Raw genomic sequence first — 20717 nt, 5'->3', positions numbered from 1 at the left:
TTAATTGTTGTTTTGTCTGGTCGTATAGCCACATTTTAGCATTATACACAGAGCAAAGAAGGGAGTCAAGGATTACTTAAAAATTCCCTTTATATCTTCTTCCCTTATCCCAATCATAGGGTCAATTTTCTGGAAGTTTTCCTCAGTTAGGACATAGTTTTCCACAGGTGTTTTCATTTTATCCACAGGATTGTGGATATTGCTTTCGGCTTGCGGGAGGTCTCCAAAGCGCTCGATGAGATAGGTTTTACGGGCGGTACCGGTGTTTTTGACGGCATAGTCAAAGGCTACTTTTTCCCCAAGTAAGATCAACTTGCTCTTGGCGCGGGTGATAGCGGTGTAGATGAGGTTGCGCTGCAGCATCCGATGACTGCTCTTGGTGATGGGCAAGATGACCACGGGAAATTCACTACCCTGAGACTTGTGGATGCTCATGGCGTAGGCTAGGCGAATCTTGTACCATTCGCTGCGCGGGTAGATGATTTCATTGCCGTCAAAGTTGATGGTCAGCTCGTCCTGCTTGGAGTCGGTGTACTTAGCAGGTAGCAGATCGCTGATATAGCCTAAGTCACCGTTGAAGACATTGCTTTCAGCATCATTGACCAAGTGGATAACCCTATCTCCTTGGCGGTACTGACAGTCGGGAGTTTCAAAGGTCAGTTCCTCTTTCTCGACAGGATTGATGAGATTTTGCATAAGATTATTAATCTGGTCAATACCGGCTGCCCCCCGATACATAGGTGCTAATACCTGAACATCGTGAGCTGGGATACCGCTGCGAATGGCTGCGCTAGCGATTTTCTCAATCATAGGCGGGATATGCTCATTTCTAGCTTCAAAATAAGAACGGTCCGCTTTTTTCTCTGTAAAGTCTGCTGGTAAAATGCCCTTCTGAATCTGGCTGGCCAGTGTAACGATTGTAGACTCCTCACTCTGCCGATAGATGGTTTCCAGCTTGGTCTGTGGAATAGTCGGTATCTGCAGCAAGTCCGCCAGTACCTGACCGGGACTGACAGAGGGCAGCTGGTCTGCATCTCCGACAATCAAGAGTTTGGTCTGAGAGGAGATATTGCTGAGGAGTTGATTAGCCAACCAAGTATCCACCATGGAAAATTCATCCACAATGATAAAATCAGCATCTAGATAATCATCCAAATGACTGGTATCATCATCGCCAGTCATCCCCAAATGGCGGTGGATAGTGGCACTAGGAAGACCGGTTAATTCGTTCATGCGCCGAGCAGCACGTCCGGTGGGAGCTGCAAGCAGAATAGGTAATTCATTAACTTTTCGCAGATCCAAGCCGCGAAGCTGGGCGTAGACTGCGATGATGCAGTTGATAACGGTAGTTTTTCCAGTACCCGGTCCGCCGGTTAGGATAAAGACCTTCTGATTGATAGCCTGACGGATGGCTTCTTTTTGGATACTGTCATAGGAGATACCAGAGCTTTCTTCCACTTGCTGGATAGCCGCAGTAATGTTATCTGCGTCAAAGCAGTCTTGCTCTCCTTTTTCCAGCAGACGGAGCAGATTACTTTTTATTCCTTCTTCAGCAAAAAATAGGCTGTTTTCAAAAATCTTGGTCTCTATATTTTGGACTTTATCTTCCTCGATCAGATGAGCCAGCTCATCAGCGACTAGACTAGGGTCCAGCTCCACTTGGCGTGAGCTTTCTAAGAGCTCGATGGTATGCTCAAGTAAATCACGAGCTTCAACATAGGTATCTCCCCGCTCCATAGACTGGGTCAGCAAGGTGTGGACAAGGCCAGCCCGAAAACGCTCGGGGGCATCACTTTGGATACCCAGCTCTTCTGCCAAGTGGTCAGCGATTTTAAATCCAATCCCCTGAATATCCTCTACCAGCTGATAAGGATATTTTTCGACAATATCCAGCGTTTCTTCCTTGTAGGTATCCTGGATTTGAAAAGCCAGCTTATTGGGAATGCCGTAGGCTGCCAGCTTGGCTAGTACCATCTCCGTTCCGTAGTTGAGTCTGAGCTTGGCAACGAAGGCCTCGCGGTTCTTAGCTGCTAAGCCGTTTATCTGGGTCAGCTTTTCCGGCTCTGCTAAAATCTTGTCAATGGTGTCCTCGGTATCTTCTCCGTAGAGTTGGACGATTTTTTGAGCAGTCTTGACTCCGATGCCCTTGAAATGATCGCTGGAGAAGTATTTTACTAGGCCTTTGCTGCTGGGTTTGGCTCGCTCATAGCGGGAGATTTTCAGCTGCTGGCCATATTTGGGGTGCTGGACGAGACTGCCCCAGAAGGTGTAGTCTTCGCCTTCCATGACATCTGCCATGGAGCCGGTGACAATGATTTCAAAATCTTCAAAATCCTCGGCATCTGTATCCTCAATATCTAAGAGCAGGATGCGGAAAAAGTTGCTGGGATTTTCAAAAATAATGCGTTCAATCGTTCCTGAAAAATAAAATTCCATAGTTTATAGGTTCTTCTTTTAAAACGAACCCAGCTGAAGTTCAGCTGAGTTCGGTATGCTTAATAGGTCTTAAAAGGCAGCAGCGGCCAGAAGCGGAACTTGGCTTCGCCGTGGATTTGTTCTTTTTGGAAGGTGCCGACTTGGCGGCTATCCTTGGAAACAATTCGGTCGTCACCCAGAAGCAGGTATTCATCATCCAGAAGCTTGATGGTGAAGACAGGGCTGCCTTCACTATCAACAGTGAAAGCTTGAGCCTGAGCAGCGAGTTTTCTGAAAAACACACCATTGTCATCATAATCATCCCCAGTATAAGTGGATTGAAGCTTGTCTTCTTTGAATTTTTTGATGTAGTCCGTCAGGTAAGGCTCGTCTGTTTTTTTGCCGTTGATGTAAAGAGTATCATTTTCATACTGAATAGTATCACCCGGCATACCGATAACCCGCTTGACAATCTCCTTGGTCGTTCCATCTTTATCTGTTTCAGTGGCAACAACGATATCAAATCGGTCAATAGACTGATATTTAAGCACAAGCAGGTATTCCCCATTAGCCAGCGTAGGGTCCATAGAGTGGCCATCTACCTTTACAGGGGACCAGAGATAGAGCCGTGATAGGATAATGACAGAGATAAAGATGATAAAGAGCCCCCATTCTTTGAGAATGACAACGGCAGTATTTGATTTTTTCATAGGTTACCTTTCTAGAATTTTTTGAGCTTTTTCAGTATTTTTAAAGTGGAGTTTAGCAGAATGCTGCAGACCGGCCATTCCATAGGCTTGAAGAATCTGGCTGGCAACTTGGTCGCTCTTGCTTCCGGCTCCGCTAGGCAGGGTATAGCCTAACTCTTGACTGAGATTTTCTAGATTCTCCAGAAAGAGGTCGCGAGCGATAATAGAGCTGACTGCAACAGCTAGGAACTTTCCTTCAGCCTTTTCAATCAGACTTACCGGATTTGGAAAGTGATTTTTTTCCTGCTTTAGGTATTTATTGTAGTTTTGCTGGCTGGTAAAGGCATCGATGACGATTTTTTCGGGATTGATGCCTTTCTGCAGCAGTAGGTAGATAGCTTGATTGTGCAGAGCTACCTTGACAGAGACGGCATTGTAGCCAGAAGCGATGACTTCATTGTACTTCTCTGGCGATAAGAGCAGAGCTTGATGGGCAATCTTTTCTTTCAAGACCGTCGCCAGTTGGCGAATCTTTCTATCGTTCAAGGTTTTAGAATCACCAACGCCCAGTTTTCTCAGAAAGTCGTGCTGGTCTGGAGTAACGAAAGAAGCTACGACGGCTAGACCTCCAAAGTAGGAGCCGTTTCCGACCTCATCTGTCCCAATGAGGGCAAAATTCTGAGAAGCAGGACTAGAACTGGTCTTAGTCACTTGATGGCCAAAAAAGCCAGCGTAGTGAACAGCTTTTGCCCCTTGAAAGAGAACTTTTCCAGAGCTGAAGACACTGACCGTCGCCTGATCCAGCCGGAAGAAATATTGAATATGTGGGTTCTTGTTAGGAGCCAGCTGGCTCTGATATTTCTCAACAAAAGCCTGAATTTCTTGCTGTTTTGGACTGAGGGTGATAGTTTCCATACCCCCTATTGTACCATAAAAAGGAAAAGTCTAAAGTCATAAGATTGAAAATCCTACAAAAATTTTGCAGGAGTGTATCGCTATTTGCTATGTCAAAAATGATGAAAAAGAAAGTCCCAGTCTAGTTCCAAGTGTTTTAATAACTGACAAAGGGCTTCTTTTTTGATATAATACAATGAGGTGATTTTATGGCAAATTTGAATCGATATAAATTTACATTTGGAAACAAGACCTTAACTCTAACAACAGAACACGATAATCTCTTTATGGAAGAAGTGGAACGGGTAGCAAAGGAAAAATACAAGGCTATCAAAGAGCAGATGCCTGCGGCAGATGATGAAGTCCTGGCGATTTTGCTGGCGGTCAATAGCCTGTCTACCCAGCTCAGCCGCGAGATTGAGTTTGACGACAAGGAAAAAGAACTAGAAGACTTTCGTCACAAAATGCTCAGTGATTTGAGAGAAAAGTCGGGTAAATAGAGGAGAAATAATGTTTTCTATTATTATTTTACTAATATTGGCCTGGAGCTTTTATATTGGCTACTCGCGTGGTATTGTTCTGCAGGGCTATTATGCTGCTGCAACCATGGTTTCTATGCTGGTGGCTGGAGCTTTTTATAAGAGCTTGGCTAAGTTTATCAGCCTTTGGGTGCCTTATGCCAGTGCGACTCAGGGCTCTTCGACCTATTTTTTCCCTAGCTCCCAGCTCTTTCAGTTGGATCAGGTTTTTTATGCTGGTTTGGCCTATCTCATTATTTTTACGGCTGTCTACATCCTTGGGCGCTTTTTTGGGATTTTTGCGAATCTGATTCCCTACCCCAATAAGCTGGATACCAAATGGTACAATGTGACCAGCGGAGCCATCGCTGTTTGCATCTCTATTTTTGTTTTGGGAATGTGTCTGACTATTTTAGCGACGGTGCCGATGGAGATGGTTCAGGAGCGGCTCAACAGCAGCTTTATGATTCGCTTTATTGTCAAGTATACCCCTATCACATCCAATATCCTCAAAGATCTCTGGGTGAATCAAGTTATCGGATAAAAGACGACTCAGTTGGCCTGCTAGCTGGGTTCTTTTTTACTAGAAAAGAAAATTATGAACACAAAAATTTTAGAAACCTTAGAATTTAACAAGATTAAAGAACTTTTTGCTCCCTATCTTTTGACTGAACAGGGGCAGCTGGAGCTGGGTCTGCTTTTGCCTACCAGCAAGAAGGAGACGGTGGCCTCAGCTTTTCTGGAAATGACAGATATGCAGCAGATTTTTGTGCAGCATCCCCACTTTAGTCTGGCTGCGACTCAGGATATCACTGCCTTGACCAAGCGTTTGGAGCTGGAAAGCGACTTGAATATTGAGGAGTTTTTGGCTCTCAAGCGCGTCTTGGCTGTGACTCAGGAGCTCAAGTCTTTTTATGATGACTTGGAAAATGTGCACTTGGAAAAGCTGGATCGTCTGTTTGAGAACCTAGTTATTTTCCCTAAGCTGCAAGGAAGTCTGCAGGCTGTGAATGATGGCGGCTTTATCGAAAGCTTTGCCAGCGAAAGTTTGAGCCGCATCCGTCGGAAAATTCAAGAAAATGAAAACCAGGTGCGGGAAATTCTGCAAGAGATTCTCAAAAACAAGGGAGAGATGCTGGCGGATCAGGTAGTAGCCAGCCGGAATGGCCGCAATGTGCTGCCCGTGAAAAATACCTACCGCAACCGCATTTCTGGTGTGGTTCACGATATTTCTGCCAGCGGCAATACCGTCTATATCGAGCCTAGAGCAGTTGTCAATCTCAACGAAGAAATTGCCAGCAGTCGGGCGGACGAGCGTTATGAAATTCAGCGGATTTTGCAGGAATTATCAGACCTCTTCCGTCCCCATGCAGCTGAAATTGCCAACAATGCTTGGATTATCGGACATCTGGATCTGGTGCGTGCTAAGGTCCGCTTCATGCAGGAGACGGGAGCGGTGGTGCCAGACCTGTCGGAGGAGCAGGATATCCAACTGCTCAGTGTCCGCCATCCCCTGATTGAAAATGCAGTGGCTAATGATTTGCATTTTGGGCCAGACTTGACAGAGATTGTCATTACCGGGCCTAATACCGGTGGTAAGACCATCATGCTGAAGACCTTGGGCTTGGCTCAGATCATGGCCCAGTCAGGTCTGCCGATTCTGGCGGACAAGGGGAGTCGCGTCGGGATTTTCAGTCAGATTTTTGCAGACATTGGTGATGAGCAGTCCATTGAGCAGAGTTTGTCGACTTTCTCCAGTCACATGACTAATATCGTCTCTATTTTAGAGCAGGTTGATAGCGAGAGTCTGGTTCTGCTGGATGAGCTGGGAGCTGGAACTGACCCGCAGGAGGGAGCAGCTCTGGCTATTGCTATCTTGGAAGACTTGCGGCTAAGGCAGATTAAAACCATGGCGACGACCCACTATCCTGAGCTCAAAGCCTATGGGATTGAGACGGACTGGGTGGAAAATGCCAGCATGGAATTTGATACAGATAGTTTAAGGCCGACCTATCGCTTTATGCAGGGAGTGCCTGGCCGCTCCAATGCCTTTGAAATCGCTCGGCGTTTGGGTTTGTCGGAAGTTATCGTTGGCCATGCCCAAGAGCAGACTGACACAGACAGCGATGTCAATCGGATTATTGAGCGCTTAGAGGAGCAGACGCTGGAAAGCCGCAAGCGCTTGGATAAGATTCGCGAGGTGGAGCAGGAAAATCTCAAATTTAACCGAGCTCTCAAAAAGCTATATAATGAATTTAACCGAGAAAAGGAAACCGAGCTCAATAAGGCGCGATTGGAAGCTCAGGAAATCGTTGATTTGGCTTTGTCAGAGAGTGAGAGCATTCTCAAAAATCTCCATGATAAGTCCAGCCTTAAACCGCATGAGATTATTGAAGCCAAGGCTCAGCTTAAAAAGTTGGCACCAGAAACGGTTGATTTATCAAAGAATAAGGTGCTCAAGCAGACCAAGAAAAATCGGGCACCCAAGGTGGGAGATGATATCCTAGTCACCAGCTATGGTCAGCGTGGAACCTTGGTCAAGCAACTCAAGGACGGCCGTTGGGAAGCTCAGGTCGGTCTTATCAAGATGACTCTAGAAGAGCAGGAGTTTAACTTACTCAAGGCTGAAAAGGAGCAGCAGCCTAAGCGCAAGCAGGTCAATGTGGTCAAGCGGGCTAATACTGCTGGACCGAAAGCCAGACTGGATCTGCGCGGCAAGCGCTACGAAGAGGCCATGGAAGAGCTGGATGCCTTTATCGATCAGGCCCTCCTCAATAACATGGCTCAGGTGGATATTATCCACGGTATCGGGACCGGGGTCATCCGTGAAGGGGTGACAAAATACCTCCGCCGCAACAAGCACATCAAGTCCTTCGGCTATGCTCCGCAAAATGCTGGCGGCAGCGGTGCAACGATTGTGATCTTTAAGTAAGAGGCTAGAAATGAAAATACAAACCTATGACTCGACTTATGAGAAAAGTTGGGTTTATACAAAGGCTTTGAGTTATCTCTTTTCGCCTTTCTTTGATGATATGAGTCGCAGCAAGGATGAGTTTACCGAAGAACCTTACCAAGATTCGATTGAGCTCATAGCAGTGGAAGATGATCAGGTTGTGGGGCTTCTAGATATTGGGATTTACACCGAAGAAGCAAGTCATTCTTATACATATTATCCGGGAGAAAAGATAGCTTACTTCGCTAATCTGGCTGTCCATCCTGATTTTCAGAATCAAGGGATAGCCAGTCAACTCTTTCAAACTGCTCGAGAGCAGCTGCATGAAAAGAAAGTTGAGGCCTTGATCATCTTCACCAGAGACGGAGAACAGGCAAATCACCTCTATCAGAAGTGGGGCGGCAAGCTGATTTGTCAAGATTATTTAGTTGTCGGACGCCCCAAAGATCAAACACCATTTTCTTTCAGCGTTGATACTAAGCAGCGGATAATCTGTCTGACAGATAAGTCGGGAAATTCTTTAGGCTATTATCAAAGAGAAGGACATTATATTGTCTCGAGGAAAGAAGATTTAGAGCATTTTGATATTGATGAGCTTTACAAAGAGCATACCTATGTCTTGAAAATCGAATAGGGCATTGGAAGTTTCAGCGAAGAGATAACAGCAGGTTCTTTTATGAGGGCCTGCTTTTTGCTATAATGTAAGCAGCATAAAGTGTTTCGGAGGGTAAATAATGAGATTAAAACATGCTTCAGATTCCTGCACGACTATTTTAGTGGGAAAGAAGGCCAGTTACGACGGTTCAACCATTGTGGCTCGTACAGAGGATTCACAAAACGGGGTCTTTACGCCCAAGAAATTTGTCGTAGTGGAGCCACAAGACCAACCCTGCCATTATCAGTCTGTTTTAACGTCCTTTGAGATGGATTTGCCGGACAATCCAGTCCGCTATACAGCAGTGCCAGACGCAATTCCCAAAGATGGTATTTGGGGAGCTGCTGGGATTAACAGTTATAATGTTGCTGTCAGCGCGACGGAAACAATTACGACCAATAGCCGCGTGCTGGGGGCTGATCCTTTGGTAGAGTCAGGTATCAGCGAGGAAGATATCCTTACGCTGGTTCTTCCTTATATCAAAACGGCTCGTGAAGGGGTTCTTCGTCTAGGGAAAATCTTAGAAGAATACGGCACTTATGAGTCCAATGGGATTGCCATTTCAGATGTCAATGAAATCTGGTGGCTGGAAACCATCGGTGGGCATCATTGGATGGCGCGGCGCGTGCCAGATGATGCCTATGTGACCAATCCAAATCAGCTGGGTAGTGATTATTTTGAATTTGACAATCCTGAGCACTTCCTCTGTCATCCAAATCTCCAAAACTTTATCAAGGAAAACCATCTCAATCTGAATTACTCGGACGAGGGTTTCAATCCACGCTATGCTTTTGGCAGCCAGAAGGATAAGGACCGTCATTACAATACACCGCGTGCTTGGGATATCCAGCGTTTTCTCAATCCAGAAGTGGAGCAAGATCCAAGGAGCTTCTTCATCCCATGGTGCCGCAAGCCATACCGCAAGATTACGATCGAAGATGTCAAGTATGTCCTGAGCAGTCACTATCAGGATTCACCTTATGATCCTTACGGAGCAGAGGGGGACCACCACAGCAGACGGGCCTTTCGGACTATTGGGATCAATCGGACCAGTCAGACAGCTATCTTACAACTTCGTTCTAATCAACCCCAGGAAACGACGGGGATCCAGTGGCTATCCTATGGCTCTATGCCTTACAATACAGCCGTTCCTTTCTTTACTCAAGTCTCGACAACACCAGACTACTTTGCCAATACGACGGACAAGGTTTCGACAGATTCTTTCTATTGGGCCAATCGCTTGATTGCTGGGCTGGCTGATGCTCATTTTAGCAGTCATGTCGGAGACTTGGATGATTATCAGGAAAAGACTATGGCCTGGGGTCATGAAATGATTGGTCGGGTAGATAGAGCCCTGGCCAAGGGCGAGGCTGTGGACTTTGAAGCTGAAAATCAAGCCATGAGCGACAAGGTGCAAGAAGCGACAGATCAGCTCTTGGAGAAAGTTCTCTTGGATGCCAGCAATCTCATGACCAATCATTTCTCACTGAGCGACTAAGGGCTACCCGTAGCAAATATTTTTCTTTCTCTAGCTTTTGGTGTAAAATGTTATCAAAAGTAAGCTATTTAAAGGAGAAGATTTATGGTAGCAGCAGTTACAGATGCAACATTCGCAGAAGAAACAAAAGACGGATTGGTTCTGATTGACTTTTGGGCAACTTGGTGCGGTCCATGCCGTATGCAGGCGCCTATCTTGGAGCAGTTGGCAGGGGAAGTTCATGAGGACGAATTAAAAATCCTTAAAATGGATGTGGATGAAAATCCGAATACTGCCCGCGAATTTGGCATTATGTCTATTCCGACCCTTCTGTTCAAGAAAGACGGTCAAGTCGTTAAGCAAGTCGCAGGTGTTCATACCAAAGACCAGCTCAAGGCTATTATCGCCGAATTAAGCTAAGCAAGAAGCCTCTGGGCTTCTTTTTTGTATCAAAAAACGTTTACATCCTTAAAAATTTTCATAAAATATTGACAAAAGGCGAATGTTCTTTTAGAATAATAGAAAATTAATAATCAACACCGAACGAAGTTTTTCAGAAAGAGGCGGCGCTTCTGACTGTGAAATGGACGGAACTCTGGAGAGACCATGAATGGCACCGAAGGGGCAAGGCGGTTTAGAACCGCTCAAACTCTCAGGTAAAAGGACAGAGCTAAGAGGCAGGGATTTCCCTACTCCAGCACATCCAGAGTACATGTTTTGCATGTGCTCTTTCTTTTTCTCGGTGTGAAAAGGAGCTTATATCATGTTGGAAATATTGAATCGTCTGGATTCTTTAGTTTGGGGTCCGCCCCTGCTCATTTTGCTGGTTGGTACCGGTATTTATCTCAGTTTACGTCTGGGCTTGCTGCAGATTTTTCGACTTCCTCGTGCCTTTCGCTTAATCTTTGTATCGGACGAGGAGCATCAGGGCGATGTCTCGAGCTTTGCGGCTCTCTGTACGGCTCTGGCTGCGACTGTGGGAACGGGAAATATTATCGGAGTGGCAACTGCCATTAAAACCGGTGGACCGGGGGCCCTCTTCTGGATGTGGGTAGCTGCTTTCTTTGGGATGGCGACGAAGTATGCCGAGGGCCTCTTAGCTATCAAGTACCGGCGCAAGGATGCTCATGGTGCTATGGCGGGCGGTCCCATGCACTATATCTTACTAGGGATGGGCGAGAAGTGGCGCCCGCTGGCCATCTTTTTCGCGATAGCTGGTATCTTGGTGGCTCTCTTGGGGATTGGGACCTTTACGCAGGTCAATTCCATCACAGAGGCCATGCAGAATACCATTCAGCTGCCTCCAGCTGTGACAGCTTCTATCTTGGCTATTTTGGTGGCTCTGGTTATTTTCAGCGGCATCCAGTCTATTGCTCGAGTGTCGACCAAGGTTGTGCCCTTTATGGCAGCGATTTATATCTTGGGGACTGTGACTGTCTTAGCGGTCAATCTAGATCGATTGCTGCCGACTCTCCAGCTAGTCTTTAGCTCAGCTTTTAGTCAGACGGCTGCTGTCGGTGGCTTTGCCGGTGCCACCATTCAGATGGCAATTCAAAATGGGGTCGCGCGTGGAGTTTTTTCCAATGAATCTGGCTTGGGATCAGCACCCATTGCAGCGGCGGCAGCTCGGACTAAGGAACCGGTAGAACAGGGCTTGATTTCCATGACCGGAACCTTTATCGACACCCTGATTATCTGTAGTCTGACAGGATTGACGATTTTAATCACAGGAGTCTGGGATGTCAATCTCAATGGTGTGTCTCTGACTCAGGCAGCCTTTGCGAGTGTTTTTGCTAATTTTGGTCCGGTTCTGCTTTCAGTCTTTCTAGTTCTGTTTGCCTTTACGACTATCTTGGGCTGGAACTACTATGGTGAGCGCTGTTTTGAATTTCTCTTTGGGGTTCGCTATATCCGCGTTTATCGTCTGCTCTTTGTCCTTATGATTGTCCTCGGTGGCTTTGTGGGTCTAGAGGCGGTCTGGATTATTGCAGATATTGTCAATGCTCTCATGGCCTTGCCAAACTTAATTGCTCTCCTAGCACTTTCTCCTATTGTTATCAGTGAAACAAAGAAATACTTTGACAAGCATCGAAAGAACTAATTTTCGCACATAAAAAAGCCTCTAGCTTTCCGTAATGATGGAAGTCTAGAGGTTTTTTGTCGAAATTAATAGCGTTTTTCTTTTGGCCAGCTGCTCATCTCGGCCACAGCTGTAAAGAAGACATCAGTAGAAGAGTTGAGGGCGGTCTCGCAGGAGTCCTGAATGACACCGATAACGAAGCCGACGCTGACTACCTGCATGGCCAAATCATTGGAAATCCCAAAGAGGCTGCAGGCGACCGGAATGAGCAGAAGAGACCCGCCAGCTACACCGGAAGCTCCGCAGGCAGAAATTGCCGCTACAATACTGAGAACGAGAGCTGTGCCAAAGTCAACCCGGATACCCAGCGTATTGACAGCAGCCAAGGTCAGGGTGTTGATAGTGATGGCAGCCCCTGCCATATTGATAGTGGCCCCCAGAGGAATAGAGACTGAGTAGGTCTCTGGATTGAGCCCCAGATCCCGACAGAGTTGCATGTTGACGGGGATGTTTGCCGCAGAGCTGCGTGTGAAAAAGGCAGTCACGCCACTGACTCGTAAACAGCGCCAGACCAAGGGATAAGGATTTTTTCGCAGCATGATAAAGGTAATTAAAGGATTGATAATCAGAGCGACAATCAGCATACTAGCTATCAAGACCAGCAGCAGGATACCATAGCTTTTTAGAGCCTGGAAGCCCTTGCCGGAAATGGTCGTGTAGACCAGGCCTAGAATACCGAGAGGGGCTAGATTGATAATCCACTCGACAATCTTAGAAGTGATATCTGCCAAGGTCTGCAGCAGTTCCTTACTGTGGTGGCTAGCTTCTCGCATGGCAATTCCAAAGATGACAGCCCAGGACAGGATACCAATGTAGTTAGCGGTGATGAGGGCGTTGACGGGATTGTCCACCAGCTGAAGCAGAAGATTGCTGAGGACTTGTCCGATTCCATCTGGTGGGGAAAACTTTTGGGAGGACGAAGCCAACTCTATACTAATGGGAAAGAAGAAGTTGACCAGGACCGCCGCAAAGGTTCCCAGAAGATAAAGCAAGATGACTGTTTTCATATTGCTCTTTTGCCCTTTTTGCTGCTGCGACAGGGCGTTTGCCACCAGAGCGAAGACTAGGAGCGGAGCGATAGCCTTGAGGCCGCCAACGAAGATTTGGCCCAGAAGTCCGATGGCTTGTGCTTGGGGGAAGACGACAGCCAGCAGGACACCAAAGCTAATACCGATGGAAATCCGCTTGATTAGATTGGTTTTATTCCAAATAGTGATGAAGCGATGGACCATGTAAGTTCCTTTCTTGTCTTAGATACTTATTTTATTATACGATAGAAAGGGGGCGAAAGCAATGCTAGGTCGGGTTAACCATTCTATGTCCGCGCTGTGTGGTCTTTGTGGTATAATGGTAGTAATCTTTTTGGAGGTAGCCTATGTCTAAGACCGGAAATGTCTTTTCCCGTTATATCCAGCAGTTTGACTGGAGCAAGATTGCAGATGACCTTTTTTCCAAGCTGGTCTCTTTACTTCTGCTTTTTATCTTATTTTACATCGTTAAGAAAATCCTGCATTTGACAGTGACCAAGATCATTGCTCCCTCTCTCAAGCTATCCAAGCAGGATGTAGCCAGACAGAAAACCATTACTCGGCTGATTGAGAATCTGCTTAATTATGTCTTGTATTTCCTCTTGATTTACTGGGTTTTATCCATCTTGGGACTGCCGGTTTCCAGTCTTTTGGCTGGTGCGGGGATTGCCGGTGTGGCGATCGGTATGGGAGCTCAGGGCTTCCTGTCGGATCTAGTCAATGGCTTCTTTATTCTTCTCGAGCGACAGTTAGATGTCGGTGACAATGTCCGCCTGACTAACGGTCCTATCAACATCGCTGGAACAGTAATCAGTGTCGGGATTCGGACGACGCAGGTACGGGACGCAGATGGAACGCTTCATTTTGTGCCAAACCGCAATATCATGGTCGTCAGCAATCTTTCCCGTGGAGACATGCGGGTCTTGATTGATATTCCGCTCTATGCCCAGACGGATTTAGACGAGATTTACCGCATTATTTCCAAGGTTAATGAAGAAGCAGTGCCAGAACATCCAGAGATTCTCAAGGAACCGAATATCTTGGGGCCGCAGATGGCTTCAAATGGCCAGTTCAACTTCCGTATCAGTATGATAGTGCAGGGAGGCATGCAGGTTTCCATTTACCATATCTTCTACCGTCTTTACCATGAGGCGCTTTTGCGAGAGGGGATTGAGCTTCCGACGCTCGGACCGCTTTCAAAAGGCAAGTAATTATTGATTAGAAAGGTCCATATGAATCAGCGAATTCAGCAGGAGATTGTCAGCGAGGACAATCTTGTTTACCGTTTAAAACGTCCTCTCCACAAGCAGGGTCTCTTTTGGGCAGCTCTGGTGTCGGGTATTATCATCTTTCTTCTGGCCTTGCTCAGCATTCTCCTCGTCATCACCACGATTGGCCTTATGGAGGAAAATGACCATCTCAAGTCCCTCACAGGCTACCATAACTCGCCTTTAGAGACCTATTCCAGCCATGCTTTTGAGAAAACAGTTGAATTTTCCAGCGGACTCAAGGTGACAGTTCATTCGGCAGTGGAAGATAGCAAGAGAGTTATGAGCGATGAGTCAACAGGAGTAGCTGTCGTTGCGACTATCACGGTTGAAAACACTTCTAAAAAGCCCATTCTGGTCAGTCCTTATGACTTTGGACTCTATGACAAGAAGGAGAATGTCTATATTTTGGACGGCTCAACCTTTGACAATACACAAATCGGCACCAATCTGGCGCCAGACAAGTCTATCCGCTTTGACTTGGTATTTGACGGGGAAGGCGGTGATGAGGATGCCTATACCGTGACCTACGATAATGCTAAGTGGCAAAAGGAGAAAAGCAAGCCAAAGCAAGAGAAAAAGAAGGAGCAGTAGGGAAAATTATCCTATTACTCTAATACCTTTGCTACTTTCCGCACCCAGATTTGAAATTGGAGGCAGCAAATGTTATAGATGAAAGAGGATTTGGGACAAAAGTTTCAAATCTTTTTCTTGACTATGACCTTAGGGGAGGGTGTATACTGGTGAAAATTAGAAAAGGAGATTACCATGCAAGTCAATATCATTCGTTCTGATAAAGTTTATCAAGAGATGCTCGAGCTGCCTTTAGAAAAGAGAGAAGGTTGTTTTCGGGCTAAGATTTTAGCACCTTTTGCAACAAAATATCAAACACAGCACATTCCTCTGAAAGCGAAGTATCCCGGAGGATTTGATGCTCTGTTCCTGCTTGGTTTTATGAATCAGATCCCTGCAACTCTATCAGAAAAGGATAGACCGGCTATCGACGCTCTGAGCTCTGATCAACTCTGGCAAAATTGTCAAGATACCATCAAGAGGAGTATCGGTCTTTTTGAGCAGGCTGGCTATGATTTAGAGGTTGAGGATTACCATTTTACTATATTATTGGGAAATCCTGAAAAAACCATGCTACAGCTCAATAAGGGTTACAGCGGAGATGGAGGAATTCCAGGCTACCTCATGCTTAGTCTACTACCAAATGACTATACTTTGCCACGTGTGCAGGCGGCATTAGCCCACGAGTGCAATCACAATGTCCGCTTCCAATTTATCAAATGGAACCAGCAGACGACACTAGCAGACTGGGTAGTCAGTGAAGGATTGGCAGAGTCTTTTGCTGCTGAACTCTATGGCAAAGATCTCATCGGACCTTGGGTCACTTCAACTAGTTCCGAGCAGTTAGAAGAGATTAAGCCCATCATCTCCAGTCAGCTTCAGCTAACGGGGATGGCGGAAATGGCTCCTTACCTCTATGGTGATGAAATTGCAGAAATACAAGGTCAAATACCAGTTGGAATGCCTTATGCTGCAGGCTATGCTTATGGCTATCATCTGATACAAGCTTATCTGAAAAAGACTGGTAAGAGCATTATTGAGGCCACAGTAACACCGACTGAAGAGATTTTAGAAGCTACTAAAGACTTTTGGAAATGACACTTTTGCTTGAAAATCTGCCAAAACTTGATATAATGTAGGTGATTTCTGGAGGTATCAGTATGCATTATAAAAGAGTAGAATTGAAAGTCACAAATCAAGGTATCCATGAGCGCAAAATTTTTCAAGGTGTTAAGATTTTCAGCCGCAGCAAGCTGTCCAAAGATCAGAAAAGCATTCTGACGCAGAAGCTTTACCTGACTCCGAAGCAAAACATTGTTTACTATCAACGGACAGATGTCAACTATGACCAGAACTGGCATCATAATAAGGACTATTATGAACTAACTTATGGCCAGTTGGACAGAGAGACTGTTTTTAAGGTTTGCCAAGATTTTGACGAACTAAGTCCTTTCCTGGAGAATGAGCTGATAGAGAAGCTAAAAGAAAAGCAGTCAGCAGGCAAATTTTTTGAAAAATTAGATATATAAAAGTCCGACTGCTTATAAAAGCAGTCGGATTTATTCTAGTTTGATAGTGCTTAAACAATACCTTGCGCAATCATAGCATTGGCTACGCTTTCGAAGACAGGGATATTAGCACTAGCCAGGTAGTCTTTGCCAAGTCCGTAAGTTTCAGCTGTGTTGAAGATGTTAGTCATGATGTCCTTGAGGCGGCCAGAGTATACTGACATCTATTCATCTGATGAGAGGGATTTTATCATCCAGATATTCATAGCTGGGTGGCCGGCAGCGTTAGAAAGTGGTTGTTGCAGTGATGTAAAACCATAGTGTTGATAGACGGCCACGGCTGTAGCCAGTTCAGTAGTGGTTTCTAGATAAAGCTGTTCATAACCTGCTAGACGGGCTTCCTGGAATATCTGCTTTATCAGCCGACTGGAATACCCCTTGCCACGACTGTTTTTAGTGACATACAGTTTTTGTAATTCAGCAATCTTATCAGACACAGGTGCAAAGCCGCCACAGCCAACGAGCTGTCCTTCATCTTCCAGAACAAAGTAAGCTGCCCTCTCTTGATGTTGATAATAGTCGGCCAAATAATCTAGATGAGAATCAAAGTAGACAGTTCCTGGTTTGTCAAGCCCGAATTCTTCTAGGCTGGCTCGAATGAGCTGCGCTATAGCTGGATTGTCTCTCACTTCCATTGGCCGCAAGTTCATGATTTGTCCTCCGATAGGATGTATCGATTAGTTAAACAATACCTTGCGCAATCATAGCATTGGCTACGTTTTCGAAGGCGGCGATATTTGCTCCTGCAAGGTAGTCAGTACCAAGTCCGTATGTTTCAGCAGTTGCTTTAGCTGTGTTGAAGATATTTGTCATGATGTCTTTGAGACGGCCGTCAACTTCTTCGCGAGTCCATGACATACGAAGGCTGTTTTGGCTCATTTCCAGAGCGGATACTGCTACACCACCAGCATTGGCAGCTTTGGCAGGTCCGTAGAAGATACCGTTCTCTTTGTAGACTGCGATAGCATCCAGATCGCTCGGCATGTTGGCACCTTCAGATACACAGATAACGCCTTGAGCAACCAAACGTTTGGCAGCTTCGCCATTGATTTCATTTTGTGTCGCACATGGCAGAGCGATGTCATATTTCTCAGCGTAAGTCCAGACAGAACCTTCATGGTAAGTAGCAGTTGCTTTTTCAGCAGCATATTCTGTCAAGCGAGCGCGGCGTTTTTCTTTGACATCAACCAAAAGATCAAAGTCAATACCGTTTTCATCGATAACATAGCCGTTTGAGTCAGATACAGAGATAACAGTTGCACCAAGCTCAGTTGCTTTTTGAAGAGCGTATTGGGCTACGTTACCAGAACCGGAAATAACCACCTTCTTGCCAGCAAAGCTTTGACCGTTAGCCTTGAGCATTTCTTCGGTGTAGTAAACCAAGCCGTAACCAGTTGCTTCTGGACGGATTAAGCTGCCGCCAAATCCAAGGGGTTTACCAGTCAAGACACCAGCGTCGAATTGGTTAAGGCGTTTGTATTGGCCATAGAGGTAGCCGATTTCACGTCCACCGACACCGATATCACCAGCTGGAACGTCAAGGGATGGGCCGATGTGTTTTTGCAATTCTGTCATAAAGCTTTGGCAGAAGCGCATCACTTCAGCATCAGTCTTACCTTTGGGATCAAAGTCAGATCCGCCTTTACCACCGCCGATTGGCAGGCCAGTCAAAACATTTTTAAAGATTTGCTCAAATCCGAGGAATTTCAAGATCCCTTGGTTTACAGTTGGGTGGAAACGAAGTCCGCCTTTATAAGGGCCAACTGCTGAGTTAAATTGTACGCGGTAACCACGATTGACTTGTACGTTGCCTTCGCGGTCTACCCAAGGAACACGGAAGCTGATAACGCGCTCAGGCTCAGTAATACGCGCTAGGATGTTTTCTTCAATGTATTCTGGGTGTTTTTCGAAAACGGGCTCCAGAGTATTGAGAAACTCTTCAACAGCTTGGAGGAATTCTGCCTCGTGTCCGTTGCGGGCTTTTACGGTCTCGAAAGTGCTTTGGATATATTCTTTAGCAGTTGTCATCTGTCATTCTCCTTTAAATAAAATAGTAAACCATCCTGCCGGAAGCTACTTACAGCTTGTGTGACGAGGATGTGTTTAAATTTTTAAAACAGGCATCTTTTAGATGTCATATTTTATTACATGGAACATTATAGCAGACTTTTTTTCTCTTGTAAAGAAAAAAGTTGAATTTTCTAAAAATTTCCACAATTTGTTTTCTGAAATCTTCCAGAAAATAGCTGAGCGAACTGGATGTTTTCCGAACGTTAGTCAGGAATTGCTGGTTTAAAAAACGAAAAAGCGGAGTTTGGTGATATAATAGAGGAAATGAGCTAAAGGCACTCGCCTTCAGAAGAAAAAGGAGCGTTTTACTATGGTTTCGACATCTACACAGATTGCTGGTTTTGCATTTGACAACTGCCTGATGAATGCAGCTGGTGTTGCCTGCATGACAAAAGAGGAACTGGCAGAAGTCAAAGATTCTGCTGCGGGAACATTTGTGACCAAGACGGCAACGCTGGAATTTCGTCAGGGAAACCCAGAACCGCGCTATCAGGATGTTCCGCTTGGCTCTATCAACTCCATGGGCTTGCCTAACAATGGTTTAGACTACTATCTTGACTACCTGCTGGAACTTCAGGAAAGCGAGCCAAATCGGACTTTCTTCCTCTCTTTGGTCGGTATGTCGCCAGAAGAAACCCACACCATTCTTCAGAAAGTGCAGGCAAGTGACTTTAAAGGCATTACTGAGCTCAATCTCTCCTGCCCCAATGTCCCTGGCAAGCCACAGATTGCTTATGACTTTGAAACGACGGAAAAGATCTTGTCAGAGGTTTTTGCTTATTTCACCAAGCCGCTGGGTATCAAGCTGCCTCCTTATTTTGACATCGTGCATTTTGACCAAGCCGCTGCGATTTTTAACAAATATCCGCTCAAGTTTGTCAATTGTGTAAACTCTGTCGGGAATGGCCTTTATATAGAAGATGAGTCAGTGGTCATTCGTCCGAAAAATGGTTTTGGAGGTATCGGAGGTCAGTACATCAAGCCGACTGCTCTGGCCAATGTCCATGCATTTTACCGACGCCTTAAACCAGAAATCCAAATCATCGGAACTGGTGGTGTCCTGACGGGCCGCGATGCCTTTGAGCATATCCTCTGTGGTGCCAGTATGGTGCAAGTAGGAACAACCCTTCATAAAGAAGGAGTGGCAGCCTTCGAACGCATCACCACAGAACTCAAGGCTATTATGGAAGAGAAAGGCTATGAAAGCCTGGAAGATTTCCGAGGAAAATTGAAGTATATTGAGTAGTAATCTTCTATACAAGAGTTGTTGTTATTTGAAATGAAGATCATAGCTGGGTTGAGAAGTATTGAAACCTAGCTTTTTCATATTATTTTGAAGAAAGTTCTAATCAAATTGCTATAATTTCGACTCCTTTTATGAGAAAATAGACGCAAAGAAATGAGGTGTTTTTATGGCAGAAATTTATTTAGCAGGCGGATGCTTCTGGGGATTGGAAGAGTACTTTTCTCGCATTGAGGGTGTGGAGGAAACGACAGTGGGCTACGCCAATGGACAAGTAGAAACAACCAACTACCAGCTGATTCACCAGACGGACCATGCAGAAACAGTTCATCTAATCTATGATGAAAAGCGAGTCAGCCTGCGGGAAATCCTGCTCTATTATTTCCGAGTTATTGATCCTCTGTCGGTCAATAAGCAGGGAAATGATGTGGGGCGTCAGTATCGGACGGGCGTTTACTATACGGATCAAGCCGATAAGGCGGTCATTGAGCAGGTCTTTGCTGAGCAGGAAAAGCAGCTGGGACAAAAGATTGCTGTTGAGCTAGAACCTTTGCGCCACTATGTCCTAGCTGAGGACTATCATCAGGATTATCTCAAGAAAAATTCTGGTGGCTACTGCCATATCAATGTCAATGATGCCTATCAGCCCTTGGTCGATCCAGGCCAATACGAGAAGCCTACAGATGTGGAACTAAAAGAGCAGCTGACGGAAGAGCAGTATCAGGTGACCCAGCATAGTGCGACAGAGCGTCCTTTCCATAATGTCTACAATGCCACTTTTGAAGAAGGAATTTATGTTGATGTGACGACTGGTGAGCCTCTCTTTTTTGCCGGTGACAAGTTTGAGTCTGGTTGCGGCTGGCCTAGCTTTAGCCGACCTATTGCCAGAGATGTTCTAAAATACTATGAAGACAAGAGTCATGGCATGGAGCGGATCGAAGTGCGCAGCCGTTCTGGCAACGCCCATCTGGGCCATGTCTTCACAGACGGTCCAGAAGCAGCAGGTGGTCTTCGCTACTGTATCAACTCAGCAGCTCTGCGATTTATTCCAAAAGAAAAAATGGAAGCAGAAGGATATGGCTATCTGCTGACCTTCATGCAGTAAAAGGGCATAAAATCAACTCAAATGCTTCAATCAGTCATATAAATTTTTTATCACGGTGATAAATTATTTATATAAGCCAAGTCTCCTTGAACATGGTAAAATGAGAAGTAATCTTATAAAA

19 protein-coding genes, 1 pseudogene and 1 riboswitch are annotated in these 20717 nt (G+C 45.6%); of the genes and pseudogenes, 13 read left to right on the top strand and 7 right to left on the bottom strand.

Annotated elements, in window-relative coordinates; all coding sequences use genetic code 11:
• Positions 1–72 precede the first annotated feature (72 nt).
• From recD2 to rnhC, 3 genes are read right to left on the bottom strand one after another with little or no spacing between them, the layout of a single operon-like run.
• Complete coding sequence (gene recD2, locus J1C77_RS10185) at positions 73–2436, bottom strand: SF1B family DNA helicase RecD2 (protein ID WP_002923171.1); 2364 nt, start codon at positions 2434–2436, stop codon at positions 73–75.
• 59 nt (positions 2437–2495) lie between these two features.
• Positions 2496–3125, bottom strand: coding sequence for a signal peptidase I (gene lepB, locus J1C77_RS10180; protein WP_002923173.1), 630 nt, complete (start codon positions 3123–3125; stop codon positions 2496–2498).
• A 3-nt stretch (positions 3126–3128) separates the two neighbouring features.
• Positions 3129–4019 carry a ribonuclease HIII gene (gene rnhC, locus J1C77_RS10175; RefSeq protein ID WP_002923176.1) on the bottom strand — a complete coding sequence of 297 codons (891 nt, stop codon included), beginning with the start codon at positions 4017–4019 and terminating at the stop codon, positions 3129–3131.
• A gap of 188 nt (positions 4020–4207) precedes the next feature.
• On the opposite strand from rnhC, the gene J1C77_RS10170 reads away from it, so the two are divergent.
• The 7 genes from J1C77_RS10170 (at position 4208) to J1C77_RS10140 (ending at position 11702) form a co-directional block, all read left to right on the top strand.
• Positions 4208–4498, top strand: a complete 291-nt coding sequence (locus J1C77_RS10170; protein ID WP_002896593.1) for a hypothetical protein — start codon at positions 4208–4210, stop codon at positions 4496–4498.
• Between the two features lie 10 nt (positions 4499–4508).
• Positions 4509–5060, top strand: a complete 552-nt coding sequence (locus J1C77_RS10165; RefSeq protein ID WP_002903748.1) for a CvpA family protein — start codon at positions 4509–4511, stop codon at positions 5058–5060.
• Positions 5061–5114: 54 nt separating this feature from the next.
• A complete protein-coding gene (locus J1C77_RS10160) occupies positions 5115–7448 on the top strand; it encodes an endonuclease MutS2 (RefSeq protein WP_002923177.1) in 2334 nt (777 codons plus the stop codon).
• A 10-nt stretch (positions 7449–7458) separates the two neighbouring features.
• Complete coding sequence (locus J1C77_RS10155; RefSeq protein WP_002923178.1) at positions 7459–8103, top strand: GNAT family N-acetyltransferase; 645 nt, start codon at positions 7459–7461, stop codon at positions 8101–8103.
• A gap of 100 nt (positions 8104–8203) precedes the next feature.
• Positions 8204–9622, top strand: a complete 1419-nt coding sequence (locus J1C77_RS10150) for a C69 family dipeptidase (protein WP_002923180.1) — start codon at positions 8204–8206, stop codon at positions 9620–9622.
• An 84-nt stretch (positions 9623–9706) separates the two neighbouring features.
• On the top strand, positions 9707–10021 hold the full coding sequence (gene trxA / locus J1C77_RS10145) for a thioredoxin (protein WP_002898369.1): 315 nt from the start codon (positions 9707–9709) through the stop codon (positions 10019–10021).
• A 165-nt stretch (positions 10022–10186) separates the two neighbouring features.
• Positions 10187–10279, top strand: a riboswitch (glycine riboswitch).
• A gap of 85 nt (positions 10280–10364) precedes the next feature.
• Positions 10365–11702: an alanine/glycine:cation symporter family protein gene (locus tag J1C77_RS10140; protein WP_002923181.1), complete on the top strand. Its 1338-nt coding sequence runs from the start codon at positions 10365–10367 to the stop codon at positions 11700–11702.
• Positions 11703–11767: 65 nt separating this feature from the next.
• On the opposite strand, the gene sstT is transcribed toward J1C77_RS10140, so the two are convergent.
• Entirely contained in the window at positions 11768–12973 is a 1206-nt protein-coding gene (gene sstT / locus J1C77_RS10135) for a serine/threonine transporter SstT (RefSeq protein WP_002923183.1), read from the bottom strand.
• A gap of 143 nt (positions 12974–13116) precedes the next feature.
• On the opposite strand from sstT, the gene J1C77_RS10130 reads away from it, so the two are divergent.
• From J1C77_RS10130 to J1C77_RS10115, 4 genes are all read left to right on the top strand, one after another.
• Entirely contained in the window at positions 13117–13980 is an 864-nt protein-coding gene (locus tag J1C77_RS10130) for a mechanosensitive ion channel family protein (RefSeq protein WP_002923186.1), read from the top strand.
• 21 nt (positions 13981–14001) lie between these two features.
• A complete protein-coding gene (locus J1C77_RS10125; RefSeq protein WP_002923188.1) occupies positions 14002–14631 on the top strand; it encodes a DUF4352 domain-containing protein in 630 nt (209 codons plus the stop codon).
• A gap of 174 nt (positions 14632–14805) precedes the next feature.
• Positions 14806–15708 (top strand): DUF2268 domain-containing protein, encoded by a 903-nt coding sequence (locus J1C77_RS10120; RefSeq protein WP_002923194.1) that lies wholly within the window; start codon positions 14806–14808, stop codon positions 15706–15708.
• A 62-nt stretch (positions 15709–15770) separates the two neighbouring features.
• Positions 15771–16139, top strand: a complete 369-nt coding sequence (locus J1C77_RS10115; RefSeq protein ID WP_002923197.1) for an EXLDI protein — start codon at positions 15771–15773, stop codon at positions 16137–16139.
• A gap of 50 nt (positions 16140–16189) precedes the next feature.
• Here the strand turns inward: J1C77_RS10115 and J1C77_RS10110 are convergent.
• The 3 genes and pseudogenes from J1C77_RS10110 to gdhA all read right to left on the bottom strand — a co-directional run.
• A pseudogene (locus J1C77_RS10110) lies at positions 16190–16327 on the bottom strand (NADP oxidoreductase); the annotation flags it as partial.
• A gap of 15 nt (positions 16328–16342) precedes the next feature.
• On the bottom strand, positions 16343–16828 hold the full coding sequence (locus J1C77_RS10105) for a GNAT family N-acetyltransferase (protein ID WP_002923200.1): 486 nt from the start codon (positions 16826–16828) through the stop codon (positions 16343–16345).
• A gap of 31 nt (positions 16829–16859) precedes the next feature.
• A complete protein-coding gene (gdhA, locus tag J1C77_RS10100; RefSeq protein ID WP_002903761.1) occupies positions 16860–18206 on the bottom strand; it encodes an NADP-specific glutamate dehydrogenase in 1347 nt (448 codons plus the stop codon).
• A 352-nt stretch (positions 18207–18558) separates the two neighbouring features.
• Here gdhA and J1C77_RS10095 point away from each other — a divergent pair, with 352 nt between their 5' ends.
• Complete coding sequence (locus tag J1C77_RS10095) at positions 18559–19494, top strand: dihydroorotate oxidase (RefSeq protein ID WP_002923204.1); 936 nt, start codon at positions 18559–18561, stop codon at positions 19492–19494.
• A gap of 166 nt (positions 19495–19660) precedes the next feature.
• Complete coding sequence (gene msrB, locus J1C77_RS10090; protein WP_002923206.1) at positions 19661–20596, top strand: peptide-methionine (R)-S-oxide reductase MsrB; 936 nt, start codon at positions 19661–19663, stop codon at positions 20594–20596.
• The last annotated feature ends 121 nt before the right edge of the window (positions 20597–20717 follow it).

Source organism: Streptococcus sanguinis (assembly GCF_050223295.1).
Taxonomy (GTDB): domain Bacteria; phylum Bacillota; class Bacilli; order Lactobacillales; family Streptococcaceae; genus Streptococcus; species Streptococcus sanguinis_X.
Note: the sequence above shows the minus strand (reverse complement) of the source record. Positions and strands in the feature narration are given on the sequence as shown.